This window comes from Arthrobacter sp. 1088 (genome assembly GCF_031455315.1).
GTDB lineage: Bacteria > Actinomycetota > Actinomycetes > Actinomycetales > Micrococcaceae > Arthrobacter.
Genome location: NZ_JAVDSM010000012.1, coordinates 53392 through 79216, shown reverse-complemented (window position 1 = coordinate 79216; position 25825 = coordinate 53392). Strand labels below are relative to the sequence as shown.

At 61.8% G+C, this 25825-nt stretch carries 25 protein-coding genes; 2 read left to right on the top strand and 23 right to left on the bottom strand.

Annotation, left to right across the window (positions count from 1 at the left end; all coding sequences use genetic code 11):
- Positions 1 to 5 precede the first annotated feature (5 nt).
- The 22 genes from J2Y41_RS18410 to dinB form a co-directional block, all read right to left on the bottom strand.
- Positions 6 to 932, bottom strand: a complete 927-nt coding sequence (locus tag J2Y41_RS18410; RefSeq protein WP_224167061.1) for an RluA family pseudouridine synthase — start codon at positions 930 to 932, stop codon at positions 6 to 8.
- The gene (gene lspA / locus J2Y41_RS18405) at positions 925 to 1530 is read right to left on the bottom strand and encodes a signal peptidase II (RefSeq protein WP_309930599.1); all 606 of its coding nucleotides are present in this window, start codon (positions 1528 to 1530) and stop codon (positions 925 to 927) included. Before lspA ends, J2Y41_RS18410 begins: the two co-directional genes overlap by 8 nt.
- A 99-nt stretch (positions 1531 to 1629) precedes the next feature.
- Complete coding sequence (locus J2Y41_RS18400; RefSeq protein ID WP_216922981.1) at positions 1630 to 2325, bottom strand: DivIVA domain-containing protein; 696 nt, start codon at positions 2323 to 2325, stop codon at positions 1630 to 1632.
- Between the two features lie 171 nt (positions 2326 to 2496).
- Positions 2497 to 2784, bottom strand: a complete 288-nt coding sequence (locus J2Y41_RS18395) for a YggT family protein (RefSeq protein WP_309930597.1) — start codon at positions 2782 to 2784, stop codon at positions 2497 to 2499.
- Between the two features lie 107 nt (positions 2785 to 2891).
- Positions 2892 to 3425 (bottom strand): cell division protein SepF, encoded by a 534-nt coding sequence (locus J2Y41_RS18390; protein WP_216922977.1) that lies wholly within the window; start codon positions 3423 to 3425, stop codon positions 2892 to 2894.
- A gap of 85 nt (positions 3426 to 3510) precedes the next feature.
- Entirely contained in the window at positions 3511 to 4269 is a 759-nt protein-coding gene (locus tag J2Y41_RS18385; RefSeq protein WP_309930593.1) for a YggS family pyridoxal phosphate-dependent enzyme, read from the bottom strand.
- Positions 4262 to 4972: a polyphenol oxidase family protein gene (locus tag J2Y41_RS18380; protein ID WP_309930591.1), complete on the bottom strand. Its 711-nt coding sequence runs from the start codon at positions 4970 to 4972 to the stop codon at positions 4262 to 4264. The genes J2Y41_RS18385 and J2Y41_RS18380 overlap by 8 nt, the downstream gene beginning before the upstream one ends.
- Before the next feature lie 24 nt (positions 4973 to 4996).
- The gene (gene ftsZ / locus J2Y41_RS18375; RefSeq protein WP_216922971.1) at positions 4997 to 6217 is read right to left on the bottom strand and encodes a cell division protein FtsZ; all 1221 of its coding nucleotides are present in this window, start codon (positions 6215 to 6217) and stop codon (positions 4997 to 4999) included.
- A 216-nt stretch (positions 6218 to 6433) separates the two neighbouring features.
- Entirely contained in the window at positions 6434 to 7294 is an 861-nt protein-coding gene (locus tag J2Y41_RS18370) for an FtsQ-type POTRA domain-containing protein (RefSeq protein ID WP_309930589.1), read from the bottom strand.
- Positions 7287 to 8657, bottom strand: a complete 1371-nt coding sequence (murC, locus tag J2Y41_RS18365; protein ID WP_309930587.1) for a UDP-N-acetylmuramate--L-alanine ligase — start codon at positions 8655 to 8657, stop codon at positions 7287 to 7289. Before murC ends, J2Y41_RS18370 begins: the two co-directional genes overlap by 8 nt.
- The gene (gene murG, locus J2Y41_RS18360) at positions 8654 to 9772 is read right to left on the bottom strand and encodes an undecaprenyldiphospho-muramoylpentapeptide beta-N-acetylglucosaminyltransferase (protein WP_309930585.1); all 1119 of its coding nucleotides are present in this window, start codon (positions 9770 to 9772) and stop codon (positions 8654 to 8656) included. Before murG ends, murC begins: the two co-directional genes overlap by 4 nt.
- A gap of 6 nt (positions 9773 to 9778) precedes the next feature.
- Positions 9779 to 11080: a putative lipid II flippase FtsW gene (gene ftsW / locus J2Y41_RS18355; protein ID WP_309930583.1), complete on the bottom strand. Its 1302-nt coding sequence runs from the start codon at positions 11078 to 11080 to the stop codon at positions 9779 to 9781.
- 2 nt (positions 11081 to 11082) lie between these two features.
- Positions 11083 to 12672 (bottom strand): UDP-N-acetylmuramoyl-L-alanine--D-glutamate ligase, encoded by a 1590-nt coding sequence (murD, locus tag J2Y41_RS18350; protein ID WP_309930581.1) that lies wholly within the window; start codon positions 12670 to 12672, stop codon positions 11083 to 11085.
- Complete coding sequence (gene mraY / locus J2Y41_RS18345) at positions 12654 to 13763, bottom strand: phospho-N-acetylmuramoyl-pentapeptide-transferase (RefSeq protein WP_224089553.1); 1110 nt, start codon at positions 13761 to 13763, stop codon at positions 12654 to 12656. Before mraY ends, murD begins: the two co-directional genes overlap by 19 nt.
- Positions 13760 to 15250: a UDP-N-acetylmuramoyl-tripeptide--D-alanyl-D-alanine ligase gene (gene murF, locus J2Y41_RS18340; protein ID WP_309930578.1), complete on the bottom strand. Its 1491-nt coding sequence runs from the start codon at positions 15248 to 15250 to the stop codon at positions 13760 to 13762. The genes mraY and murF overlap by 4 nt, the downstream gene beginning before the upstream one ends.
- 6 nt (positions 15251 to 15256) lie before the next feature.
- The gene (locus tag J2Y41_RS18335; protein WP_309930577.1) at positions 15257 to 16894 is read right to left on the bottom strand and encodes a UDP-N-acetylmuramoyl-L-alanyl-D-glutamate--2,6-diaminopimelate ligase; all 1638 of its coding nucleotides are present in this window, start codon (positions 16892 to 16894) and stop codon (positions 15257 to 15259) included.
- A gap of 104 nt (positions 16895 to 16998) precedes the next feature.
- Entirely contained in the window at positions 16999 to 18795 is a 1797-nt protein-coding gene (locus tag J2Y41_RS18330) for a penicillin-binding protein 2 (RefSeq protein ID WP_224089548.1), read from the bottom strand.
- Between the two features lie 42 nt (positions 18796 to 18837).
- Complete coding sequence (locus J2Y41_RS18325; protein ID WP_309930574.1) at positions 18838 to 19494, bottom strand: hypothetical protein; 657 nt, start codon at positions 19492 to 19494, stop codon at positions 18838 to 18840.
- Entirely contained in the window at positions 19491 to 20519 is a 1029-nt protein-coding gene (gene rsmH, locus J2Y41_RS18320) for a 16S rRNA (cytosine(1402)-N(4))-methyltransferase RsmH (protein WP_224089544.1), read from the bottom strand. Before rsmH ends, J2Y41_RS18325 begins: the two co-directional genes overlap by 4 nt.
- Before the next feature lie 136 nt (positions 20520 to 20655).
- Positions 20656 to 21087 (bottom strand): division/cell wall cluster transcriptional repressor MraZ, encoded by a 432-nt coding sequence (gene mraZ, locus J2Y41_RS18315; RefSeq protein WP_216922947.1) that lies wholly within the window; start codon positions 21085 to 21087, stop codon positions 20656 to 20658.
- A 446-nt stretch (positions 21088 to 21533) separates the two neighbouring features.
- Positions 21534 to 21902, bottom strand: a complete 369-nt coding sequence (locus J2Y41_RS18310; RefSeq protein ID WP_224167050.1) for a DUF3040 domain-containing protein — start codon at positions 21900 to 21902, stop codon at positions 21534 to 21536.
- A 237-nt stretch (positions 21903 to 22139) separates the two neighbouring features.
- Complete coding sequence (dinB, locus tag J2Y41_RS18305; protein ID WP_309930570.1) at positions 22140 to 23402, bottom strand: DNA polymerase IV; 1263 nt, start codon at positions 23400 to 23402, stop codon at positions 22140 to 22142.
- Positions 23403 to 23477: 75 nt separating this feature from the next.
- Between dinB and J2Y41_RS18300 the strand changes: the two genes are divergently transcribed.
- Together J2Y41_RS18300 and J2Y41_RS18295 are read left to right on the top strand one after the other, a co-directional pair.
- A complete protein-coding gene (locus tag J2Y41_RS18300) occupies positions 23478 to 24047 on the top strand; it encodes a hypothetical protein (protein WP_309930568.1) in 570 nt (189 codons plus the stop codon).
- Positions 24044 to 25138 (top strand): polyprenyl synthetase family protein, encoded by a 1095-nt coding sequence (locus J2Y41_RS18295; RefSeq protein WP_309930566.1) that lies wholly within the window; start codon positions 24044 to 24046, stop codon positions 25136 to 25138. The genes J2Y41_RS18300 and J2Y41_RS18295 overlap by 4 nt, the downstream gene beginning before the upstream one ends.
- 116 nt (positions 25139 to 25254) lie before the next feature.
- Here the strand turns inward: J2Y41_RS18295 and J2Y41_RS18290 are convergent, their stop codons facing one another.
- Entirely contained in the window at positions 25255 to 25608 is a 354-nt protein-coding gene (locus J2Y41_RS18290) for an Rv2175c family DNA-binding protein (protein ID WP_309930564.1), read from the bottom strand.
- Positions 25609 to 25825: the final 217 nt, after the last annotated feature.

Below are 25825 nucleotides of genomic sequence, written 5' to 3'. Positions count from 1 at the left end.
GTTGCCTAGGCTGAGCCCGTGGCCAGCAGGTCCAAGGCGTACTGAAGGTCCGCCGGGTAGTCGCTGGTGACTTCCACCCACTCGCCGGTCCGCGGGTGTGTGAAACCCAGTTGCCGGGCATGAAGCCACTGCCGGGTCAGTCCCAGGTTTGCTGCGAGACGGGGATCAGCACCATAGGTGAGATCGCCGGCGCAAGGGTGCCGCAACGCAGAGAAGTGGACCCTGATCTGGTGCGTGCGGCCCGTTTCCAGGTGCACCTCCACCAACGTAGCTTTACCAAAGGCTTCCAGGACCTCGTAGTGGGTCACTGAGGGCCGGCCGTCTTCGATCACCGCGAAGCGCCAGTCGTGGCCGGGGTGGCGGCCGATCGGGGCATCAATTGTGCCCTCAAGCGGATCCGGAAGTCCTTGGACAACCGCGTGGTAGACCTTGTCCACCGTGCGTTCCTTGAAAGCCCTTTTGAGGACCGTGTAGGCATGCTCGGTCTTGGCCACAACCATCACGCCGGAAGTGCCGACGTCGAGCCTGTGGACAATGCCCGCACGCTCCGGTGCTCCCGACGTCGAAATCCGGTAGCCGGCTCCAGCCAGGCCTCCGACCACCGTGGGCCCCACCCAACCAGGCGATGGATGCGCCGCCACTCCCACGGGTTTGTCGATGACAACGAATTCCTCGTCATCCAGCAGGATCTTCAGGCCTTCCACAACTTCCTCCACGACTTCCAAGGGATCCGGCCGCTCGGGAACCGTGACGTCCAGCACCGCGCCCGCAATGAGCTTTGCTGACTTGCCGAGAGCCGCACCGCCGCTGGTGACGTTTCCTTCGGCGATAAGCAGCGCCGCAGCAGAACGCGAAATGTCCAGCAACCTTGCAAGGCCGGCGTCAGCCCGCGCTCCTGCAAGGTCCTCAGGTACTACAACCGACTCACTCACCGACAGTCTCCCCGCTGGAGCCCGGAGCCGGATTGGCTGGCTTCGCTGACTTCGGTGCGGCCACTTGCCGGGTGCCATCCATGCCCACCCCGCGCAGGGTCAGCAGGCAAATGATGACAACGCCCGACACCACAGCGGAGTCGGCGATGTTGAAGATCGCAAAGTTTGGTACCTGGATGAAATCCACAACATGGCCCATGGCGAAGGACGGTTCACGGAACAAGCGGTCGGTCAGGTTTCCCAATGCACCGCCAAGCAGCAGCCCAAGCGACAATGCCCACCAGGCGGAGCCGAGCCGTCGCAACTGCAAAAGGATGGCTACAGACACCCCGGCCATGACGATCGTGAATATCCAAGTGACGTTCTCACCGATGGAAAAAGCTGCCCCTGAATTCCGGATGTAGTACCAGTGCAGCAGTGGTGGCAGCACTGGAATGCGCTCACCTTCTGTCATGGTGCTGGTCACCCAGAGCTTGGTGAGCTGGTCAAAGACATAGGCAAAAACCGCAAAGCCGGCAAAGAGCCAGAGCATTGCAGGACGCCATTTCCGGACGGGAAGTTCCGGCCGGGATGCGTCGTCGGTGAGGTCGTCGGTCATAGTGCTTTCGTTCGTGGAGCGTTGGGGGCTGCTGTCAGGGTGTTAACAGCAAAAGCCGGTGGCAGAGGAGACCCCAGCCACCGGCTTTCAGAATACTTGCTAAACGTCAGCGGTTGCTTCGCCGACCTCAGGGGCAGCGACGGAACCACGGGCGTCGAGGTCGCGCAGCTGGCCCTCGATGTATGCCTTCAGGCGTGAGCGGTAGTCACGTTCGAAACCACGGAGCTGCTCAACCTTGCGCTCCAGGACCGAACGCTGCTGCTCAAGGGCGCCAAGGATCTTCCGGGACTTCTCCTGGGCGTCGTTGACCAGGCTGGAAGCCTCGATCTGCGCCTCAGCGATAATCTTTTCCTTCTGCTGTGCACCGTCGGCAACGTGCTTGTCGTGCATCTGCTGCGCCATGGCCAGCAGGCCTGCAGCGGACTCAGCGGTCGGCGTAACACCGTTGCTGGGAGCCGGTGCCTTGGCGGCGGCAGCCGCAGCGGCCTGCTCGGCTTCCTTCTTCTTGGCAGCCTCAGCAGCCTTCGCTTCGGCTTCCGCCTTGGCCTCGGCTTCCTTGTCCACCTTGGCCGGGGCAGGAACCTTCTCGACGACCGGAGCCGCAGCAGTTGCCGCGGGCACAGCCGAGCCAGCTTCGCCGAGCTTCTTGCGAAGTTCGTCGTTCTCCTGGTTCAGGCGGCGCAGCTCAACCACGATTTCGTCGAGGAAGTCATCTACCTCGTCCTGGTCGTAGCCTTCGCGGAACTTGGTCGGCTGAAAGCGCTTGTTGACAACGTCTTCTGGCGTCAAAGCCATCTGGTCACCTCGTTGGTCTAGTTAGTCAGTAGGCCTTCCGGCCGTTCAAAACTACGGTACCTAAATATCATCTGGTTCCTCCAATTCAACACCATCGTGTTGAATTGGAGAATTTGCGGCCTTCAGACCCATCGCGAGCCCCCGGTTCCGCGGTACAGCATCACTGCGCAGCTACGCCAGGCTGCTGCTCACCGCCATGGCAATGCTCACGGCGATAATCAGGATCAGGAAGCCCAGGTCCAGGGAGATTCCACCCAGCTGCAGTGGAGGTATCAACTTGCGAAGCCTCCTCAGTGGTGGGTCTGTCACCGAGTAGACAACATGGGCTGTTACCAACGCCACACCGCGGGGACGCCATTGACGGGCGAACATCTGAACCCATTCGAAGATCAGCCTGATGATAAGGGCAATGAAAAACAGCAACAACACAATATAGATAAGGCCGAAAACAATGCCCACGAGTTAGCTCAGATCTCCCACTTGTTCCGGAACGCCGATCGGTCCTTACTATTGCAACACAGATGCCAGGCAGGTTGACCCGCCTGGCATCATCGTAGCGATCGTTCTTAGCTCTGGTTGAAGAAGCTGGCCTGCGTTTCGCTGGCCTTCTTGTCGTCCCCGATGACTTCAACATAGGACGGCGACAACAGGAAGACCTTGTTGGTCACCCTCTCGATGCTGCCATGGAGGCCAAAGACCAAACCGGCCGAGAAATCCACCAAACGCTTGGCATCTGCCTCGCCCATATCAGTGACGTTCATGATCACGGGAATGCCATCCCGGAAGCTTTCGCCAATAATCTTGGCGTCGTTATAAGAACGCGGATGGACTGTGGTGATCTGCCTCAAACCCGAGGCATCTTCGCGGCTCGACGCCGCACGCTTAATGGGTGTCACGGGTGCGCGGTATTCCTCTTCGGCGTCAACAGTGGGCATTTCACGGACAACTTCCCGGACGGGTGCAGGCGCTCGGCGCTCTTCCCGGTCCTGTGCCTGGGGGCGTTCTTCGTCGTGGTGCGCGACGGCCTGCTCAGATTCGTAGTGTTCATCGCCGTCGGCGAGCCCAAGATAGATCATTGTCTTGCGCAGAGCGCCAGCCATGGTGCACTCCTATCGTTTCTGCAGTAGGCGGGCCGCCATGACTTGACATATTGGAACCCCGGCCCGTCATTCCAATACTTTGACGCTACCCCACGGCCGGACGCGAACCGAGAATATCGGAGCCAATTCTCAGGTGTGTCGCCCCAAACTTGATAGCGGCCTCAAGGTCCTGGCTCATCCCCGCTGATATCCCTGAAGCAGCCGGATGATTGGTCCGAAGTCCTGCGGAAACACCCGCAAGCCGCTCAAAGGCCGCTTCAGGATCTGCATCCAGCGGGGCCACAGCCATCACCCCGGCGAGCCTCAGTCCTGGCGCGGAAGCGATCATTGCCGCCAGGGATTCCACGTCCGAGGGCCGCGCCCCACCACGGTGCGCCCCGGCGTCGTCATCCAAACTGACTTGGATGTAGCACTCAAGGTCATTCCGGCCTGTGGCGTCCTGTTCGCGGGCGACTGCCTTTTCAAGTGCCTCAATCACCTGGGGACGATCCACAGACTGCACCGAGTAGGCGTATTTAGCCACTGATTTCGCTTTTTTGCTCTGTAATTGGCCAATGAAATGCCATCGGACGTCCAGGTCCGTGAGTTCGGCGCTTTTGCCTGCAGCCTCCTGGTCCCGGTTCTCGCCGAAATCCCGGACACCCAGCGTGGATAGTCGCCGGACATCAGCTGCCGGGTGGAACTTGGTCACGACGATCAGCCCTGGCAGATCCACGCGTCCCGCCGCAGCCGTCGCCGCGGAAATCCGCGTCTGAACAATCTCAAGCCGCCGGGCGAGTTCAGTGGTGCGGGCATCAGAACCTGCAACGCCGGACACCGCGTTATCTTGCCCAAGGCTAGTCATGAGTCCACACCAAACCTGCGAATCGCCCGGTACGGGAATCCCGCCGGTAGGAAAAAAGGGAGTCATTTTCCAGGGTGCATTCCCCCGAGTACTCAACGGTGACGCCATCTTCGGCCAGCTGGGCGCGAACACCGGCGGGAAGGTCCAAAGCCGGCGTTCCCCACGATGTGCTCGACCAGGCGGCAGGTGCCACCTCGGCAACTTCTTCGCGAAGCTGCTCGGGAACCTCATAGCAGGAGCCGCAAATAGAAGGCCCCAGCCAGGCACTGATGTTCAGGGCACCGAGCATGCGCATCTCGTTGACGGTTGCCGGGACAACAGCGGAGGCTACGCCCGGCCGGCCTGCATGCGCGACAGCGATGACGGGACCGCGATCGCCTGCATCTCCAATGAGGACCACAGGAACACAGTCAGCCACCATGACCGACAATGGCTGGGCAGCCTGGCCACCCGAAGGCACTGAGACCATTGCATCCGCGGTGGGACCGGGACCGTAGCTCGAAATAAGCGCGACCTCATTGCCATGGACCTGGTCCATGTACTGAAAGCTACGGTTGCCCAGGCCTGCGGCATCGTCCAACCGGGAACGACGCGCAGTCACATCCCCGGGGTTGTCCCCCACATGGAGGGCCAGGTTCCCGGCGCCTGTGTCCGTGAAGGCAACAGAAACGCCGGGCCGTACTTCATTGCGCCACCAAAACACGGGATATCGACTCTCGAAGCCCGCTTACTTCAGGAAATCGGGAACGTCGAGGTCATCCGAGCGGCTACCCGACAGGTCCGGCTCCACAACGGCCGGAAGGTCGACGTCGAAGCCGGAGTCCGCGGGGAGCGCCGACGGACGCTGCTGGCCCCAGTTGCTCAGGCCGGCGGCGCCGATACCTGCAGTTGCATGCTGCGGTGCATTCGCGTTGGACGGAGCGGTACTCGGCGCGGCAGGACGCTCTGCAGGCACGGGGTTCTGCGCGGGACGCGACTGGTCCATGGACGGAGAGGTTGCCTTGACGTCGTCGAACCCGGCGGCAATGACCGTGACACGGGCTTCGTCGCCGAGGGCGTCGTCGATGACCGCACCGAAGATGATGTTCGCTTCCGGGTGCGCGACTTCCTGCACCAGGCGGGCTGCCTCGTTGATTTCGAACAGGCCGAGGTCTGAACCACCCTGGATGGACAGCAGCACGCCATGCGCGCCATCAATGGAGGCTTCCAGGAGTGGCGAGGCGATGGCCAGCTCGGCAGCTTTCACGGCGCGGTCTTCGCCACGTGCGGATCCGATACCCATGAGCGCGGAGCCCGCACCCTGCATGACAGATTTGACGTCGGCGAAGTCGAGGTTGATGAGGCCCGGGGTGGTGATGAGGTCCGTAATGCCCTGGACACCGGAGAGCAGTACCTGGTCAGCTGAGCGGAAAGCGTCCAGGACGGAGACGTTGCGATCGCTGATGGACAAGAGTCGGTCGTTGGGGATCACGATCAGGGTGTCAACTTCGTCACGCAAGGCATCGATACCTGCTTCGGCGGAGCCCGCACGACGGCGGCCCTCGAAAGTGAAGGGGCGGGTCACCACGCCAATGGTCAGCGCACCAAGGGAGCGGGCGATGCGCGCGACTACAGGGGCTCCACCAGTTCCGGTGCCACCACCTTCGCCGGCCGTCACGAAGACCATGTCAGCGCCGCGGAGAACTTCTTCGATCTCGTCAGCGTGGTCTTCGGCGGCCTGCTTGCCGACCTCGGGGTTGGCTCCGGCGCCGAGGCCGCGCGTAAGCTCACGACCGACGTCGAGCTTGACGTCGGCGTCGCTCATGAGGAGCGCTTGCGCGTCAGTGTTGATGGCAATGAACTCGACGCCCCGGAGGCCGACCTCGATCATGCGGTTGACTGCGTTCACGCCACCGCCGCCGATGCCGACGACCTTGATGACGGCCAAGTAATTCTGCGGTGCTGCCACGTTTCGTGCCCCTTGCTTGTGTCCTATAGCGAAACTGATCGAGTCCAACTTGAATCCTTGGACCTTAACCCTCTAGTTGAAGGTTATAGTTATGTCAAGTAACTCTACTGCGACGGTATTTCCTCCGCTTCGCACATGCAATGACCGCTTGCGCGTGTCGCTTGATTGTCGCGAAATAAGGTCACCGAGGCCCGCAGGTTACGTGCTCAATGCTCTTTATTTGGTGAATGGATGCCGGGGCACGCTGACGTCGTAGACGTTCACGGGGACTTTGGGATCCGGCGGCATCTTCAGCAGAGCCTCAAGTGCCTTCGCCTTCAGTTCCTTGTCCTCGGCATTGCCCCACACTACCGTCTTTCCGTCCACCAGTTTTAGCTCGACGGCATCAGGCGACGCAGCAGATGCCGTGGACATCCTGGCCAGCACATCGGCCGGCAAAGTGTTCAGGACAGCCGCAATCGCTTTAAACAGCCCGGTGTTGGTGGCACCTGCACCGGCGTCGATCAGGGGCAGCGCCACCGCGGACTGATCCTGCGTGGCTCCCAGCTGAACACCATCCACATCCACCATCACAAACGTGTCACCCTGCTTCAACAGGGCCACCGGTACGCGCTCATTGACGTGCACCAGCAATTCCGACGGCGGCCTTGCCTCCACGGTTGCCGAACGTACCTGGACCAAGGGCTTCAGGAGCTCATTGACTTCCTGCCCGCTCACCTGCGGCAGCGGCTTGCCCTCCACGGCTGTCAAGGCCTTCTGCACGTCCTCAGGCGTCAGCAGCTTGGTTCCGTCCACCGTGATGGTCCGGACCGCGAGCACGGGTGAATAGATGGCACCCGTTATGAGCACCGCGACGAAAGCCGAAACGATGGCGAAAGTCCACAGCAGGAGCCGGCGCTTGCGTTTGCCCTTCGGCTCGGGAAAAGCAATCACATTGTCCGGGCCGTTTTTTGGAGAAGGCTCAACTGACCTCTGGGCGCTGATGACGCTTGCCGGGGAACCACCCGCCGGACGGCCCTTATTCTCCCGACCGGAATCTGCCGCGGGCTTGAAGGTTGGCTTGCGGGTGCTAGCCACCCAACGCCTCCACAATCACCGGGCCGTAGGCAGTGACATCTCCGGCTCCCACGGTCAGCACTATGTCACCCTCACCAGCGGCCGCCACAATGGCTTCCACAGCTTCGTCGCCGGAGACCAGTCGTCCCTGGGAGAGCCTGTCAGCAATCAGCGAACTAGTGACACCGGGGATGGGGTCTTCACGGGCAGGGTAGATGTCCAGGACCAACGCCGTGTCCGCAGCATCCAGCGCCGATGCAAACTCCGCAGCGAATTCCCGGGTCCGGGAAAACAAATGCGGCTGGAAGAGAACGTGGACTTTGTTGCCGCCAGCCACGGAGCGGGCTGCGGACAGGGCTGCACGCACTTCGGTTGGGTGGTGGGCGTAGTCGTCGTACACACGCACGCCCCTCCCCTGCCCCTTAAGTTCAAAGCGCCGGGACGCACCGGTGAAGTGTCCAAGTGCCGTAGCTGCCGTCTCTGGCGCTACGCCAAGCTCCAAGGCGACGGCGAATGCGGCTGCGGCGTTCAGGGCGTTGTGCCTTCCGGGGACCTGCAGGTTCAAGGTGTAGCTGGCTCCATCCACCGCTACCGACACATCACCCGGACCAGCATCGCCAAGCCGGATATCGGCGTCGTGGCTTGTCCCGTACGTCAGCACACGCGTGGTTCCCTTGGCGGCTGTCCGCTCCGCCAACGCGCGGGCGCCGGGGTCGTCCGCACATGCCAGGAGGACTCCGTGGGGCGGCAGGAGCGCTGCGAAGTTATCGAAGGAGGCGAAAACAGCTTCCGCGGTTCCGTAGTGGTCCAGGTGGTCGGCTTCCACGTTGGTGACGACGGCGATCAGGGGACGGTAGTTGAGGAACGAGCCATCGGACTCGTCCGCTTCAGCCACGAAAATGTCCGAGGAACCGTGGGCCGCGTTGACCCCCAGCGCCGGGACGTTCGCGCCAATGGCAAACGACGGATCCAATCCTGCCTCCTTGAGCAGGACCGCAACCATGGACGTGGTGGTCGACTTGCCGTGGGTGCCGGCGATGGTGACAACCCTGTGGCCGCCCATGGTCGCAGCCAATGCCTCGGAACGATGCAGCACGGGCAATCCGGCCTCGCGGGCCGCCGACAACTCAGGATTGTCAGCACGGATTGCGGAGCCGGCAACAACAGTCTGGGCATCACCCAGATTGCCGGAGTCGTATCCCACTGCTATGCGGGCACCTGCTGCAGCCAGGTCATGCATGACCGGAAGGTCCTTGGCGTCAGTACCACTCACAGGAACACCGCGGGCCACCATGATCCGGGCGATGGCAGACATTCCCACCCCGCCGATGCCGATGAAGTGTACTCGTCCAAGGGACTCAAGTGGTGCAATCGCGTGCGTCATGCGGATACCGCTTCCAAGACAAGATCAGCCATGCGCTGATCGGCGTTTCTGATGCCAAGGGCCTCGGACCTGCGGGCCATTTCGTCCAGCCTCCCGCGATCCGATACGAGCGGAATGAGCTCTTCTTTGAGCCATTCCGGGGTGAAATCTTTGTCCTGGACCATCAGCGCTCCGCCGGCCTCCACCAGCGCGGCTGCATTAAGCGCTTGCTCACCATTGCCGATGGGCAGGGGCACGAACACCGCAGGAACCCCTACTGCTGCCACTTCGCTGACCGTTGCGGCTCCGGCACGGGCGAGCAGGATGTCGGCGGCAGCGTAGACATCCTCCATTCCGTCCACGTACTCCACCTGCCGGTACCCATCGGCGGCGAGGGTTCCGCCGTCGTTATCCAGGACTGCCTTGCCGGCACCGGTGATGTGCAGTGTTTGGATCCCCGCAGCTGCCAGCTCGGGCAAGGCGGCAGCCACAGCACGGTTGATGCTCAGGGCTCCGGAGGACCCACCAGTCACGATCAGGGCAGGACGGTCCGGATTGAGGCCCAGCGAAGCCTTGGCAGCAGGCGCGGCCCCGGAGCGGTCCAGTCCCGAGATTGCCCGGCTCATGGGCATGCCCACATGGCGGGCGCCGCGAAGGCGTGTACCGGCAAACGCCACGGCAACATGGCGGCTGAACCGTGCACCCACGCGATTCGCGAGCCCTGCTTTCATGTTGGCCTCATGGATCACGATGGGCGTACCGCGCCTGCGGGCTGCCAGGTACATGGGAGTGCAAACGTAGCCGCCCACGCCCACCAGGACATCTGCCTGGGCCTCATGGAGGATTCGTTCCGCTTGCTTGACGGCTCCCCGCAACCGTCCCGGAAGCTTCAGGAGATCCAGGGACGGTTTTCGTGGCAACGGGACCCGGTCAATCGTGGCGAGCTTGTACCCGGCCGCTGGGACAAGCCTGGTTTCCAGGCCCGACGGCGTGCCCACAGCCAGGATGGCAGCTTCCGGACGCTTTTCCTTGATTGCGTCAGCGATGGCCAGCAACGGACTGACATGGCCAGCCGTACCACCGCCTGCAAGCACGACGGACAAAGGCTTGGACGCGTGGGAGGAATCTGAAGTCATGAAGTGCTATTTACTCTTTCGTGCGGTCTTGGACAAACGACGCGGCAAGAGCCGGGGACGCTGTTGTGGTGGCAACTGTCCGCGGGCCAAGGACAACACTACGCCCACGCCGCACAGCGACATCACCAAGGCCGAGCCACCTGCAGAAATGAAAGGCAGCGGAACACCGATCACCGGAAGCAGCTGCGTCACCACTGCCATGTTCATGCTTGCCTGTCCCAGGAGCCACACCATGATGCCACCGGCGAGCGTGCGCTGGAACGGATCGGTCTGCCGTACAACGACACGGAAAATGGCGATGCCGAGGATGGCGAACAACACCAGGACCACCAAGGTGCCCACCAGGCCCAGTTCCTCGCCGATGATGGCAAAGATGAAGTCATTGTGGGCCTCTGGAAGCCAGTTGTACTTTTGCCGGCTTTGCCCCAGCCCAAGTCCGGTCCAACTGCCCTGCGCCAATCCATACATGCCGTTGGTGGACTGGTAGGTGAAGTCGGAGTCTGCAGTGCAGGAATCCCCTGCCATGCCCAGCCAGGCCGTCACCCGGCAGATCCGGTTTGGACTGATGATTGTCATGGCTGTAGCGCCAATGGCTCCGGCGACGCCCGCAATTGCCAGCATCTTTGTGGGAACTCCGGCAAAGTACAACCCTGCGGCGACGATGGCCATGACAACGATCGCTGTGCCCAGGTCATTGCCCACGAGGATCAGCCCAAGGACCAGGCCGGCCCCTGGGACCACCGGTATGATCACGTGCATCCAGCGGTGCAGGTATTTCTCCTTGCGTGCCAGGACTGCAGCGATCCAAACACAAAGGACCAGCTTCGAAACTTCCGAGGGCTGGATGCTGATGCCGCCGATGTCGATCCAGTTCTGGTTGCCCAGGGTGCTGCGACCGAAAACCTGGACAAGTATCAGCAGGACCACAACGGCACCGAGGCCCCACCAGGAGAGCCTTTTCATCCAGCTGACGTTGGTCCGCGAGATCAGGTACATCGCCACCAGTCCGACGACGCCAAACATCGCCTGCTTCAATGCATCGGCGTAGGGCGACTTGCCTTCGGAGATCGCTTCCACACTGGATGCGGAGAGCACCATCATCACACCGATGGCGGTCAGGGCCAGGGCGCATCCAAGAATGAGGTAATACGTGGAGCTGTTGGGAGCTTTGCTCTTGCCCTCCAGGCCTTCCCAGAAGGAGCGAACGTGGCCCCGAAGCCGGGCGGGCTTCCTGCGGGCAGCCGACGGAGCCTGGGCCCCGACATCCCCGGAAACCTTGCCGCGGCTGCGGGTGGGCGTGCTGACCATTGTTACTCCTCGGTGGTCTTTGCCTGCCCTTCCACGAGCTCGCGTACTGCCTGGACGAAAGCGTCGCCACGGTGAGCGTAGGAAGAGAACTGATCCATGGATGCAGCCGCCGGAGCCATGAGCACGGTGTCACCTGGCTCCGCCACGCTGGCCGCTGCCCTCACAGCCTGGGCCATGATGGTCTCACCAAAAATCGGCGAGGAGGCGTTACCGTCTGCGGTCTGCACACTTTCAGTGTCGCCCTTGGGCTGGGCTATCACGGGGACATCCGGTGCGTGTCGCTGGAGCGACGCTTCCAAGGCCTCCGTGTCAGTGCCGATGAGCACAACCGACTTCAAACGGGGAGCGTGCTCCTTGACGAGGTCATCGTAATTGACGCCCTTGGAGAGTCCCCCTGCGATCCACACCACATTGTGGAAAGCCGAAAGAGCGGCCGAGGCAGCGTGTGGGTTGGTGGCCTTTGAATCATTGATCCACAGCACGTCGTCGTGTTTGGCCACGAGCTGGATACGGTGTGCACCGGGAAGATAGTTGACCAAGCCCTGCTTCACGGCGGCAGGCTCAACCCCGTAAGCACGGACGAGGGCAGCTGCGGCCAGGGCATTGGCCACCATATGGCGCGGTGCCACTGGCCCAAGATCGGAGATGGACGCGAGTTCGGCGGCTGAGTTTTTCCGCTCTTCGATAAACGCGCGGTCAACCAACAATCCATTCACGACGCCCAGCATGCTGATGCCAGGGGTGTTCGTGGTGAATCCGACCGCGCGGCAGCCTTCCACGACGTCCGCGTTCTCCACCATGCGTTCGGTTTCAATTTGATCGGCGTTGTAGATGGCGGCCTTCTGCGTGTTCTCGTAGACCTTCGCTTTGTCTGCAAGGTACGACGTGTAGGAGCCATGCCAGTCCACGTGGTCCTCGGCGACGTTCAGGCATACGCTGGCCACCGGTGACAGCGAATGGCTCCAATGCAACTGGAAGCTTGAGAGTTCCACCGCAAAAGCGTCGTACTCCACCGGATCCCTGAGCGCGTCAAGGATGGGCGTGCCTACGTTGCCCACCGCAATGGCCTTGAGTCCGGCCGCCTGCAGCATGGACTCTGTCATCCCAACCGTGGTGGTCTTGCCGTTGGTGCCGGTGATGGTGAGCCAATCAGCGGTCTTCCGGCCAGCCCGTTCGCGGACGCGCCACGCCAATTCGACGTCGCCCCACACGGGAATGTGCTTGCGTTTGGCGGCGGCCAGCAAGGCTTGGTCCGGGCGCCATCCCGGCGAGGTCACAATGAGCTCGGGCTTGTTGCCGTCGATGAGGGGAAGGACCTTAACGGCCTCTTCGCCCAGCAGTACATCCACCGCACCCACGATTTTCAGGGTATCGGCCTGCGCCTCTGCTTTCGCCGTGGTCGAGGCATCCACCACCACAACTTTTGCGCCAAGTTCGATGAGGGTATCTGCGGCAGCAAAACCGGACACGCCGATTCCTGTCACCACCACCCGCAAGCCACGCCAATCAGCATCCCAGCTGGTGAGATCCTTGAGGCGGTCATTGGCCGACTGCGAGCTCTCCTGGTTTGCGTTCACAGCAGCACCACCCATTCAGCGTAGAAGATTCCAAGGCCTGCGGCCACGAAGAGCCCGGCAAGAATCCAGAAGCGGACAACAACCGTGACCTCTGCCCAACCCTTCAGTTCGAAGTGATGTTGCAGTGGGGCCATCTTGAAGACGCGTTTACCACCCGACAGCTTGAAGAAGCCAACCTGGATGATGACGGAAAGGGTGATCAGGACGAACAAACCACCGATGAAGGCCAGCAAAAGTTCTGTGCGGGAGAGGATTGCGAAGGCGGCAACAGCGCCTCCGATTGCCAGGGAACCAGTGTCACCCATGAAGATCTTGGCCGGTGATGTATTCCACCAGAGGAAGCCCACCAAAGCGGCGCTCAGGATTGCCGCCAGGAGCGCCAGGTCCATGGGGTCGCGTACTTGGTAACAACCGCTGCCCGCCTCACGGGGCGAACCGCAGGCCTGGTTGTTCTGCCAGATCCCCATGATCGTGTAGGCGCCGAACACCATGATGGACGCTCCCGACGCGAGGCCATCCAGGCCGTCTGTCAGGTTCACGCCATTCGTAGCCGCAGTGATAATGAGGTTGGACCAAATGACAAAGAGAATTGCGCCCAGGATGGTCCCGCCAAAGGCGAGATCCAGCCAGGGGATGTCACGGACGAGGGAAATTTGCGTGGAAGCCGGACGGAGTCCGTCCTCGTTGGGAAACTGCAGCACGAGAACGGCAAAAATGATGCCAACGGCGGCTTGCAGGATCAGCTTGGCACGGGCGTTCAGGCCCAAACTGCGCTTGTTGGAAATTTTGATGTAGTCATCCAGGAAGCCAACGAAGCCCATTCCTACCATGAGGAACAGCAGAAGCAGCCCGGACGCGGAGGGCCCCTCGGACCGTGGATTCATCATCCACATGATCAAGTGGGTCACGAAGTAGCTGATCAGGACCGCCGCAACAACCACGGTCCCGCCCATGGTGGGCGTGCCTCGCTTGGTGTGGTGCGAGGTTGGGCCGTCGTCGCGGATGAACTGGCCATAGCTCTTTGCCACCAGGAACCTGATGAACAGGGGCGTCCCTATCAGGGCCACCAGAAGGGCGACGCCGGCGCCGATCAAAAGTGCAATCACAGCAGCTCGTTCCCTTCGCTTGCGGCATCTTCAGCCGCGCTTTCCCCGGTGGACTCGGCCCGTGGGGGTAATGCTATCCGATCACCCAAATGCCTCAGCCCCACCCCATTGGAGGACTTGAACAAAACCAGGTCCCCGGGTTGCAGCTCCCGTTGCAGGAGTTCGTAAGCTTCTTCGGCAGTCTCCGTGAACGAACATTCGTCTCCCCACGAACCTTCCTGGATGGCCGATATGTAAAGGGCCCGCGCTTCGCGTCCCACCACCACGAGCCTGGAGATGTTCAGGCGAACCACCTGTGTTCCCACGGCGGTGTGCTCGCGGATGGAATCCTCGCCGAGCTCCAGCATGGCCCCAAGCACGGCCCAGGTCCGTCTGCCCTGTCCAAGATCAGCGAGTGTGCGCAGTGCTGCCCGCATCGACTCAGGATTGGCGTTGTATGCGTCGTTGATGATGGTGACACCGTCAGGGCGTTCGGTTCGTTCCATGCGCCAGCGGCTGGCGGCGGACTGGGAACTAAGCGAGGAAGCAATGCCTGCCGCCGGGATGCCCGCGGCAAATGCCGCAGCAGCGGCAGCCAGCAGGTTCGTCACGTGATGGCCGCCGATCAGGCGGCTGTGGACGCGAACGGAAGGGCCGCCGTCGGGCAGTACAAGATCAAACTCGGGGTGGCCCTCTGCATTGACCACAACGTTGCGCGCTTCCACGTCTTCGTTCGTCGCTGGAGAGGCGCTAAAGCCCAGGACTTTGGCCTTGGTGCGGGTCTTCATGGCGGAAACCCGGCCATCGTCCAGGTTCAGGACAGCCGTACCGTGCTCACTGAGCCCTTCAACGAGTTCGCCCTTGGCCGTGGCGATGTTTTCCACACCGCCGAATTCCCCGGCGTGCGCGGTGCCGACCACCAGCACCACACCAATATCGGGCTGCACCATACCAGCGAGGTACTTGATGTGCCCGATGCCGGTGGCTCCCATCTCAATGACGAGGAAGCGAGTGTCCGTATCGGCGGCAAAGACCGTCAACGGGACGCCGACCTCACCGTTGTATGAGCCGCGCGGAGCCACCGTGGGCCCGGCTTGGGACAACACGCCGGCGAGTAGGTCCTTGGTGGTGGTCTTGCCGGCGGACCCGGTAATGCCGATGACCGTAAATTCCTCACCGCGCTGTTCCCGGGCGGAGCGGATGCGGCGGATTGCTTCGGCAGCAAGGGCTCCCATGGCGAGCACGGCGTCATCGACGACGACGGCGGGATACGGCTTGCCGTCGACATCGGTGACCTCGCGTTCGGCCAGCACCAGGACGGCACCCCGCTCGAAGGCAGCGTCGACGAAGTCATGACCGTCCGCGTGTTCGCCGGGCTTCGCCACGTAGAGCGAACCAGGTGTAGCTTCCCGGGAATCAGTGACGACGGAAGTGGGCGCGATGTCCCCGTCTCCCGTTAAACGGCCATGGGTGATGTGGGCGATCTCCGCCGCAGTAAGTGCAATCATCTCGGTTTAGGACTCTATCCGCTGGTCCGTTGAAACGCTGAATCCCCTGGATGTCAAGGCGGCCCGCAATTCCACTCTGTCGTCAAGGGCGAGGTTGACGCCCTTGACCTCTTGCCATACCTCGTGGCCGCGACCTGCGATGAGGATGGTGTCCTTCGGGGTGGCCAACTCCACTGCACGTCTGATGGCGGCATCCCGCGGCGAGGATTCGATGATTTCACTGGTCAGGTTGCCGGCCTCACGGGCAGCATAGGCACCTGCCAGCACCTCTGAACGGATAGCTGCTGCATCCTCATCGTGGGGGTCGTCGTCGCTGACGATGACAATGTCTGCCAAGCGTGCGGCGATCGCACCCATCGTAGGACGCTTGCTTTGGTCCCGTTGCCCGGTGGCCCCGAACACCACGATCACACGGGAGCCTTCTTCGCGGGACCGCACAGCCTGAAGCGCGCGGGCCAGGGCATCCGGGTTGTGGGCAAAGTCCACCACGGAGGCCGGCGCGGTGGAGATGAGCTGCATTCGTCCGGGAACGGCCACGGTAAAGGGATCGTGGGCGTCGAGTGCGCCCTGGAGGGTCTCTGCATCGACGCCTGATGAAAGGACCATGATCGTGGCCAGGGCCGCGTTCGCCACGTTGAAGTCACCCGGCAAGCCAGTGTGTACGCGCAGGGCACGGCCGTCCGTGTGCCGCAGTTCAAAATCGGTGCCGAGTCCACGGGCCGTGGTTGAGGCCACGGACCAATCGGCAGGGCTGCCTCCTGTCGTGGCAGTAAGTGTGGTGACCGGAATGTCCGCTGTTCGCGCCAGGTTGCGGCCCCACTCGTCGTCCACCATCACCACTGCCTGGCGTGCCCGTCCTGTGGTGAACAGCTCAGCTTTGGTGCGGAAATACTCGTCCATGCTGCCGTGCAGGTCCAGGTGGTCCTGGGTGAGGTTCGTGAACCCGGCGACGTCGAACATCACGCCATCCACGCGGTGATAAGCAACGGCGTGGGAGGACACCTCCATGGAGGCCGCCTCCAGCCCACGTTCCCGCATCAAGGCAAGCAGTGCATGGACGTCGGTGGATTCCGGCGTCGTCAACAAGCTCGGAATGGGATCTCCCCCGGCCAGGATTTCGATTGTTCCGATGAGCCCCGGGGTTTTACCCAGGGCACGGAGCAAGGAGTTGATGAAGTACGTTGTGGTCGTTTTACCGTTGGTCCCGGTCACTCCGAACAGCGTCGGGAACCCGCCGTCGTCCGGCTGGCTGCGGTAGATCAGGGCAGCCAAACGCCCGACGACGGTGCGCGGCTCCTCGACGATAAGGACAGGTACGGGCTGCTCGCCTGCCAAGGCAAGCTGCCGTGCCCCGGCGTCGTCCGTGACTACGGCGACCGCGCCGGCGTCGACCGCTTGGGGGACGAAGTCGGCACCATGGCGCGAAGCGCCGGGCAGGGCCATGTAAAGGTCACCGGGTTCAACGGCCCGGGAGTTCAGCGAGATCCCCGTCACTCCCCTGGTTCCGCCGTCCGCCGGGACGGCGACACCCAGGGTTTCTGCAATGGTCGACAAAGGCACTGCAGCCACAGACGCCGGACGAAAGCCGGATGTGCCGGTCTCCGGCGTCTCGGCATGGAAAGCGGCCTCTTTGTGCTCTGACACGTGGTTCTCCGTTGATGCTCGGTGGAACGACCGGCTTGGGGCCAGCGGCGCCCAGCCGGTAGTGATGGATCAAATTCTTTGGCCGAAACAGACGCCCAAGAAGCTTACTTGACGAACTGCGGCAGGCGCGCGGGGGTCCCGGTGGATGGCGCCACGTTGTAGGTCCTGAGGACCTGCGACATGACCGAACGGAACACGGGCCCATTGGTGATGCCGTAGATATTTCCCCTGGGCCGCTGCAGCACGACTTCGACGATGAACCGGGGGTCATCCATCGGCGCCATGCCCACCATCGAGGCCGTGTACCCGTCAAAGCCGGCGAGCCCATCTTCGCGGGGTGCTTGTGAGGTTCCCGTCTTGGCGCCTACGCGGTAGCCATCAATGGCTGCGTCCTTGATCTGCCCCTCGGTCACTGCGCTTTCCAGGATGTCCCGCATTTGTTGGGCAGTTTCCTTGGACACCACCTGCCGGGACTCCTTGGCGGGAACCTTCTGCTCTTCACCCTCGGGGGTGATGTAACTGTCGATGAGCCTGGGCTGCAACATCACGCCGTCGTTGGCGATCGACTGGAAGGCCCGCACGGTTTGCAGCGTGGACTGCGATACGCCCTGACCGAACAGCACCGTGTATTGCTGGCGTTCATCCCACTGATCGGGCTTTGCGAGGATACCCGTAGCCTCCGCGGGAAGGCCGATGTCCGTTTGCTCGCCCACGCCGAATTTCTTCAGCCATTCATAGCGCTGCTCTTTGGTCAGCCTGCTTCCCGCCATCACGGTCCCGGTGTTCATGGACCAGCCCAGAATTCCGGCCAGCGTGCGTTCTTCGGTGCCGTGCTCGAACGCATCGGTGAACGTCTGGCCGTCAATGGTGTAGGACGGCGGGATAGTGAAATGGTCCAGCGGGAAGGACTTACCCTCCTCGATCACGGCAGAGGCAGTGATCATCTTCTCGACGGATCCGGGCTCGTAGGCGGCCGTTACAGAACGCACACCCCTGTCCTTGGCATCAACTTTCCCGGGGTCGTTGGGGTCCGGGGCATTCGTGTCGGCCAAGGCAATGAGATTGCCTGTCTTGGTGTCGATCACAATGATGGAACCCCACTCGGCGTTCATCTTGTTGACCTGGCTTTGGATGGCCTGCTGTGCGAAGTACTGGATGTCCGTGTTGAGCGTCAGCTTGACGTCGCTTCCATCCACAGCCGGCGTGAGTTCATCAGTTGCCACGGGAATCCTGAGGCCATCGGCGCCAATCTCGAAAACACGCTTGCCCTCGGTACCGCGGAGGACCTGGTCCTGGGTTTGCTCGATGCCTGCCTGGCCTGTGGTGCCGTCCTGGAGGAAACCCACCACCCCGCCTGCCACGCTGCCGTTCGGATAGACGCGCTTACTGACGCCTTCGGCGGCAACACCTGGAATATGCAGCTTGGAAATGCGGTCTTCAAGCTCGGGTTTCACATCCTTGGCCACCGTGAAGTACTTCTTGTCGCCAGTGAGGGACTCCCTGACTTTGGCGGGATCGGCACCGAGGAGCGAAGCCAGTTCGGAGATACCCTGGTCCCGCGGGATGGTCTCTACTTCTTCGGTCTTCTCGTTGTAGCGCTTGAACTCAGCGGTGGCGGTGTTCAGGACCTGATCCACAACAATGTTGTAGCGGATGACACTGCTGGCCAGGACAGTGCCGTTGGCGTCCAGGATCCTGCCGCGTTCGGCCGGCAGTACCTGCGGCGTGAGGCGGTTCGCAAGGGCCGCCTCGGCCATGCCACCGACATCAAGGCCTTGCACCATGAAGAGTTTCCCGCCCACCACCAACAGCAGTGTCAGCATGATGCCAAGACCAACCCGGAGCCGCTTCCTCGCCGCCGGCACCTTCGTCTTTTTTGATTTGCCGGGGTTTTGCGCCACGTGGATTCCTTGCTGCTGGCCTTGCGTCGGTGATCTTGCGGGCTATTGCCCTGGTGCCTTCTGCCGGGGAGCGGGAACGGATCCCCCGTGAAGCTCTGCAGGCGTCTGGGCTGCGGGCTTGGCAGCGGGCGCAGCCGGTGTGGCCGCAGGCGCTACGGGTGTTGCCGGTTTGAGGTTTTCCAACGGATCCTTGGTAGTCACCGAGGGCACCACATCAAGCTGGCCGGCAACGGCGGGAGGGGCGATCACGGCCGCAGGGTTGTCACCCTTTACAGCCGGGGTCGCCTTTCCGGTGACCGTCATGGTGTTCAGATCGATCTGGCCCTTGACGGTGGACTGTACCATTCCCAATTCTGCAGCCTTTGCAGCCAGATTCTGGGGAGCCTCGAAGTTCTGCTTCTTCTGTGTCAGATCCTGGTTTTCCTTGTTCAGGGTGGCTGCTTCTGATTTGAGCTGCACCAACCGGTACTGGGCCGTGGATACAGAAATGTTAAGGACGAGCACTGTCAGCAGGGCGGCCGCCATCACCACGAAGCACAGGACGACAAAGGGAGTGCGCCGCTTCCCTGGGGCGCTGCGCACAAGCGAAAGCGGCGTACGGGCCTTTCGACCGGCGTCGGGCTTGCCGGCTGGAGCCGGAAGTGCCCTGGCCGTGTTGCCTACCACGGAGGGCAGTGTCTTCGCTGCGGCGGTGCTCATGCGACTCTCCTTGGCTTGATGCGCTCCACGGCCCTGAGTCGGGCAGACGCCGCGCGCGGGTTCTCGGCAATTTCTGCGGCCGTAGGCACTTCCGTGCCTTTGGTCAGTGTTTTCAGTTCGGGTTTGTGTTCTTCGAGTTCAACCGGGAATCCGAGCGGTGCTGAGGACTTGGATCCGGCCTGGAAAACGGACTTTACGATCTTGTCCTCCAGGGAGTGGTAGGACATGACGACAATCCGCCCACCCACGGCAGTCGCCGCGACGGCGGCTGGGATAGCCCGTTCCAGGACGTCGAGTTCTTCGTTGACCTCGATACGCAGCGCCTGGAAGGTCCGTTTGGCCGGGTGGCCACCACTCTTGGCGGCAGCAGCAGGTACTACACTGCGGATTTGCTCAACGAGTTCTCCGGTAGTGGCGAAGGGCTTCTCGGCGCGGGCGTTCACAATGCGATTGGCGATCCTGCCGGCAAATTTTTCCTCACCCCACTTGCGGATGATGCGAACCAGGTCTTCTTCGCTGTAGTTGTTGACGACGTCCGCTGCTGTCTGTCCGCGGCTGGTATCCATCCGCATGTCCAGTGGCGCGTCATACGAATAGGCGAAGCCGCGTTCGCGCTCGTCCAACTGCAGGGACGAAACACCCAGGTCCATGAGGATGCCATGGACCTCCGGGATGCCGAGATCTGCAAGGACGTCCTCGATTTCGTCATAGACCGCATGAACCAGGTCCGTGCGGTCGGAGAAGGGCTCCAGCCGCGCGCCAGCCAAGGCCAGCGCTTCCTCATCGCGGTCGATCCCCACGAGGTGCAAGTCCGGGAATCGCTGCAGCATGGCCTCGGAGTGGCCGCCCATGCCCAAGGTGGCATCAATAACAATCGGGGTCTCACCCCTGGACCGGGCTGCTTCGAAGCCCGGGGCGAGCAAGTTGATGCAGCGGTCCTTCAGGACGGGCACGTGGCGCTCAGATGTGGGCTTTGCCGCGTCCTGCTCTTCCACGTTGCCTCCTCTTTCCTCAATCGCTTGCATTCAGTTCCTTGGATCGGATCCCCATCCGCGCCTATCGTTCCGCCGGCCTGGCCCAGGGGAAGTTGAGCCAGGAAGACAGTTCGATGGGCGGCTGGAGATCCCATCCAAGGACCGGGGCCAAGGCCCCATCCCCCGGTTAGATGAACCCGGGCAGATTGTCATCGTCGGTTTCCGAGAAGGCTGCTTCCTTCTCGGCGAGGTATTCATTCCAAGCCTCGGCATCCCAGATCTCCGCGCGGGTACCGGCACCGATAACTGCCAATTCCCGGCCGAGCCCTGCATAGGCCCGGAGCGCCGGCGGAATCGTCACGCGCCCCTGCTTGTCAGGTACCTCGTCAGAGGCCCCAGACAGGAAAACCCGAATGTAATCACGAGCCTGCTTGGAGGACAGTGGTGCCTCCCGCATCGATTCGTGAATGCGCTCGAATTCCCTCTGGCTGAAGACGTAAATGCAGCGTTCCTGACCCCTTGTGAGAACCAGGCCCTCGGCAAGTTCCTCACGGAACTTCGCGGGAAGTATGATCCGGCCCTTTTCATCAAGGCGTGGGGAATGGGTGCCAAGAAACACCGGCCCACCGCCCCTCAGTCAAGGTGCCCGTTCAAACCCAACCCTGCCAATACCCTCTTATGTGCTCCACTTTACTCCACAAAGCCCCACAGTCAACGCACCACGGACCGTTTCTCCACCACTTTGAGTTTCCGAAGGCGCGTGAATGCCCGGATTCAATGGCGTGGTGGGAAGTGGAGGGCAAGTGGAGGGCAGAGGAAGGCCTGGGGCATGCCCCATGCCCCCCGGTCGGAATCGGGTGCAGGGATGGCCGCGCTCCGCGTCCACAGCGGCTTATCAACCTCGAAGGGGTGGAAAGTGGAGGACGGGGGTTAAACGCAAAAAGACCCATAAAGGGTCCTTTGTGTCCCCTGCCACCCAGGGGCATGCACCAGGTATAGGCGCAGGTTATTCAGGAATCGTCGCGTGGAAGGGATCCGGTTCCGGGCTAATGCTTGCGGCCACGCTCAATTGTCGTCGCGGCGGCGCTCGTCCCAGCGCTCCTCTAGATTGCTCATGAACGAACTCTTGGACTTGGACTTTCCGGCTTTCCCTTTCCGGGCCTTGCCGAACGCCGCGCCCCTAAGAGTCGCAAAGTAGACACCTGCGCCCATCACCACAAAGCCGAGGACGCCAACAAAAATTTGTTGAAGCGACACGCCGACCAGCAGCAAAAGGATGCCTGCGATGGCACCAAGGACACCAATTATCACGTGCCGGGTTGACCAGCTGCGGATGGGATCCGAACCCATGGTGTTGGCAAACTTCGGATCGTCCTCATGAAGCTGCTTCTCAAGTTGCTCAAGCAGCTTCTGTTCATGCTCCGAGAGGGGCATCGCGACCTCCTTTAGTCAGCCAGCGTCTGGACGAATCGCGGCCTGTGCGTCTGTTTCCAAAACGATCGGGCCACGAAAAGCGTTCCCCAAAAATTTCCGCCTTGTTAGCGGACATCCTGGGACCGACTGCTCAGGAAACAGCTGTCCAGACGATCTAAATATCTGTACTAATTAGGATAGTTTGTCAGGCGCTGTTCTGAAAGACGCGCGGAAGGCGCCTGCGTGGCATCGCAGCGGTCATTTCACGTCAGGAGTCTTGCCCGGATCCAGGAGCCTGGCCGGGAGCAATGTTTTGGAGCCGAAGCGTTCGGCGACGCGGTCAAGGGCCTGCTCCGCGGCACGCCAGTTGTCATCGCGCCGGTCAAGGCTGAGCTGCATGGACGCTTGGCCGGCCGGTTCCAACTGCTCCGCACGGACACCCACGAGACGAACGCTCATGGATCGTGCCCCCAAGGATTCCAGGAGTTGCACGGCAACCTGGTAAATAAGCTGGGCGCTGTCAACGGGAGTATGCACCGTCCGGCTGCGGGTCACCGTGGAAAAGTCGGCGTACCGGAGTTTCAAAGCTACGGTACGGGCCAGCATCCCGGAACTGCGCAGCCGCGCCGCCGTGCGATGGGACAGCCTGAGTAGCTCCCTGTGCAGCAGGGCATCGTCCGCCGAATCTGTGGCGAAAGTCTCCTCCGCGCCGATGCTCTTTTCCAGCCGCGTAGGAGTGACCGGCCTGGGATCCATTCCCATCGACAGCCTGTGCACGTGCTCTCCGCTGGCGCCAAGGACCTTTTTCAGCGATGCCACCGGCGTAGCCGCCACGTCAGCCACTGTCCGGATGCCGAGGCGCGCCAGCACCTCGGCGGTCTTGCCGCCGACGCCCCAGAGGGCACTGACCGGCAAGCTGTGAAGGTAGGCGATGGTGTCCTCGGCGTCGATCTGGAGGATGCCGTCCGGCTTGCACCGCGTGGATGCGATCTTGGCCACAAACTTGGTTCCGGCAATCCCCACTGAAGCGGTGATACCAAGTTCAGACCGAACACGACGACGGATGAGATGTCCGATGTCCAAGGGAGATCCGAGACGGCGGATTGCCCCACCAACGTCCAGGAAAGCCTCGTCAACGCTCAAGGGCTCCACAAGGTCAGTAATGGAGGCGAAGATCTCCATGAGCTGTGCCGAAACCTCGTAGTAGAGCTTGTGGCGCGGGTGGATGATGACAGCGCCGGGGCACATCCGCATGGCAATGGCCATGGGCATCGCTGACTTGACACCTGTGGCCCGCGCCTTGTAGGACGCGGACAAGACGACGGAGCGTTCGGCAGGGAAGCCGACGATCACTGGCTTTCCACGCAAGTCCGGCCGGCTGCGCAGTTCCACGGAAACGAAAAAGGCGTCCATGTCCACGTGCAGGATGCTGGTTCGCCGCTGTTCCCGCAGGGCGTCGTGCGCGCTGCGGGCTGGTTCGCTGCCGGCGCTTTGGGCGCCACCGAATGCTTCCTGCCTCACAACGGCAATACTATGCCCGGCCACTGACTAAACTGGAGGCACAGTCCCCCCGTCAGCCCAAGGAAGGATACCCCTGTGAAGCTCTTTGGAACTCCTCAATCGCGAGGGTTTACCCTGCTCGCAGCGAGTGTCGCCCTGGCGGTTTCCGCCTGTACTCCATCCCCCGGCAGCCCGGCTGCCACACCCGCATCCGGGAACTCCCCTGATTCCTCCACGGCTACGACCTCTTCCACGGCCTCCGACCCATCGTCGTCACAGGCTCCTGGCACGTCCGCGTCAGCCGGACCCGTGCCCGGCGCGACGGCCACAGTTGGCGCTTTGGTCCCGGGCTTTCCGGAACAGCTCATCCCGGTGATGCCCAAGACGTCCGTGCGCTCCAGCAGCTTTGACAAGAACGTATCTCCTGCCACCGTTGCCCTCGTAGGAACGGTCAAAGCTCCGCCGGAAAGCGTGGTGGATTACTACAAGACCTCGCTTGAAGCACAAGGATTCAAGGTTGTTCCAGGCCCAGAAGCCGTAGGAAACGTCACATCAATCGACTTCATCCGCGGTGACGGTGAGACGGTCAACGTGTCGGTGAGGCAAAAGGAAGGCGTTTCCACGTTCACCATCGGCGCCAACGTGGCGGCCGGGTCCGTCAAGTGACGCCGGTTTCCCAACTCCACACGGAGCAACTCGAGTTTATTGCCGGCGTCGCCGGGAAGCTGAATGGGTTCCTGGCGGTCCAGCAGGACATGATGGCTACGATTTCCCCGGACGTCGCTCCCCTCATGGGGTCAATATCCAGCCTCGTCACAGGCGGAAAACGGCTTCGTGCACTGATGTGCTACTGGGGCTGGCGGGGTGCGGGCGGTCCCGCGGGTGACGCGGACATCCTGACGGCCGGCTGCGCTTTGGAACTTTTCCAAGCCGCGGCCCTCATCCATGACGACATCATTGACCGTTCCGATACGCGTCGCGGAGGCCCCAGTGTGCACCGCCGCTTCAGCCAACTCCACGAGGCCAACGGATGGGCGCTGGACAATGAACGGTTCGGCCACGCCGCGGCGATCCTGACCGGCGATTTGTGCCTTTCCTTCAGCGAGGAATCCTTCACGGAAATCGGCCCCAGGGCAGCCGCAGGAAGTGAAGCGCGCCGTATTTTCAACCTCATGCGGGCCGAGGTAATGGCAGGGCAATACCTGGACATTCTTGAGGAAGTAGCCGGCCCGGTACGCGATCGCGCGGGTTCCGTGGAGCGCGCCACCTCGATTATTCGCTATAAATCCGCCAAATATTCCACCGAGCACCCCTTGGCCCTGGGCGGAGCATTGGCGGGCGCATCGAAGGACCTGCTGAAGGCATATTCGGCATTTTCATTGCCCTTGGGCGAGGCGTTCCAATTGCGCGATGACGTCCTGGGCGTTTTCGGCGATCCGGAGACAACGGGAAAACCTGCCGGCGATGACCTCCGGGAGGGCAAGCGGACAGTGCTCGTTGGGTTTGCCATTAATCTGGCTCCCACGGATCAAGCCACGTACTTGGACGAAATGTTGGGGAAACCGAATCTGGGTGAGGACGAAGTTTCCACAATCCGCAACATAATGGTCGAGTGCGGCGCCCTTGATGCCACGGAATCCCTCATCGACGAGCTGAGCGACAAAGCCTTCGCTGCCCTGGAACAACTGCCGCTGGAAGAATTACCGCTCACGGCATTGCGCCAACTGGCTGAGGCAGCTGTCAGCCGGGCCGCCTGACGGGGCATTTCCAGACGTTGAGACGACGACGGCGGTCAAGAACCGCCGTCGTCCACTGTTTAACTGCTTATGGGAATCTGAGCGCCGGCTAACCGGCAACCAGGCGAGCGACTGATCTACCAGGCGAGCGATTGGGCGCGACGCCGAATCTCCGTCTTGCGTCCTTCGCGCAACGAATCGACAGGCCGTCCCCGCAATGAATCGTCAGGCGTAAACAACCACACGATGAGTTCTTCGTCGTTATAACCAGCATCGCTAAGAACCGCGATGGTCCCCTTCAAGCTGTCTACGACGTGTCCATCTTGAATAAACAGGGCAGGAATCGAGCGGATATTCCGCTCTCCCCGCCTGATGGCCACCAGCGCACGCTCATCCAACAGTCCATGGACTTTGGTGATGGAAACTCCCAACAGCTCGGCGACATCCGGCAGCGGCAACCAGTCGGAAACAAGGCTTTCTACATTACTCACGGAACTAGGTTGCCACGCCGGGCTGCCAGTCGCCTAGCCGGAGTACGACGACGGTCCCTCCATGCGCGAGAAAGTCGCCTTTCCAGGGGGATGAATTCAGCGACGGGATTTCCATAGTGCAGGAATTGTTGTGCCGAATGAATAAGTGTGAGAGATTCACACTGATCACAGTTGCAACATTGATAACATTGATAACATCAGTAACATTGGCAACACT

Bases quoted from the DNA above. Each gene is read 5' to 3' on its own strand.
- lspA (WP_309930599.1), bottom strand. From the start codon at position 1,530: ATGACCGACGACCTCACCGACGACGCATCCCGGCCGGAACTTCCCGTC.
- J2Y41_RS18400 (WP_216922981.1), bottom strand. From the start codon at position 2,325: ATGGCTTTGACGCCAGAAGACGTTGTCAACAAGCGCTTTCAGCCGACC.
- J2Y41_RS18390 (WP_216922977.1), bottom strand. From the start codon at position 3,425: ATGGCTGGCGCTCTGCGCAAGACAATGATCTATCTTGGGCTCGCCGAC.
- J2Y41_RS18385 (WP_309930593.1), bottom strand. From the start codon at position 4,269: ATGACTAGCCTTGGGCAAGATAACGCGGTGTCCGGCGTTGCAGGTTCT.
- murC (WP_309930587.1), bottom strand. From the start codon at position 8,657: ATGACGCACGCGATTGCACCACTTGAGTCCCTTGGACGAGTACACTTC.
- murG (WP_309930585.1), bottom strand. From the start codon at position 9,772: ATGACTTCAGATTCCTCCCACGCGTCCAAGCCTTTGTCCGTCGTGCTT.
- ftsW (WP_309930583.1), bottom strand. From the start codon at position 11,080: ATGGTCAGCACGCCCACCCGCAGCCGCGGCAAGGTTTCCGGGGATGTC.
- murD (WP_309930581.1), bottom strand. From the start codon at position 12,672: ATGGGTGGTGCTGCTGTGAACGCAAACCAGGAGAGCTCGCAGTCGGCC.
- murF (WP_309930578.1), bottom strand. From the start codon at position 15,250: ATGATTGCACTTACTGCGGCGGAGATCGCCCACATCACCCATGGCCGT.
- J2Y41_RS18325 (WP_309930574.1), bottom strand. From the start codon at position 19,494: ATGAGCACCGCCGCAGCGAAGACACTGCCCTCCGTGGTAGGCAACACG.
- rsmH (WP_224089544.1), bottom strand. From the start codon at position 20,519: ATGCAAGCGATTGAGGAAAGAGGAGGCAACGTGGAAGAGCAGGACGCG.
- J2Y41_RS18310 (WP_224167050.1), bottom strand. From the start codon at position 21,902: ATGCCCCTCTCGGAGCATGAACAGAAGCTGCTTGAGCAACTTGAGAAG.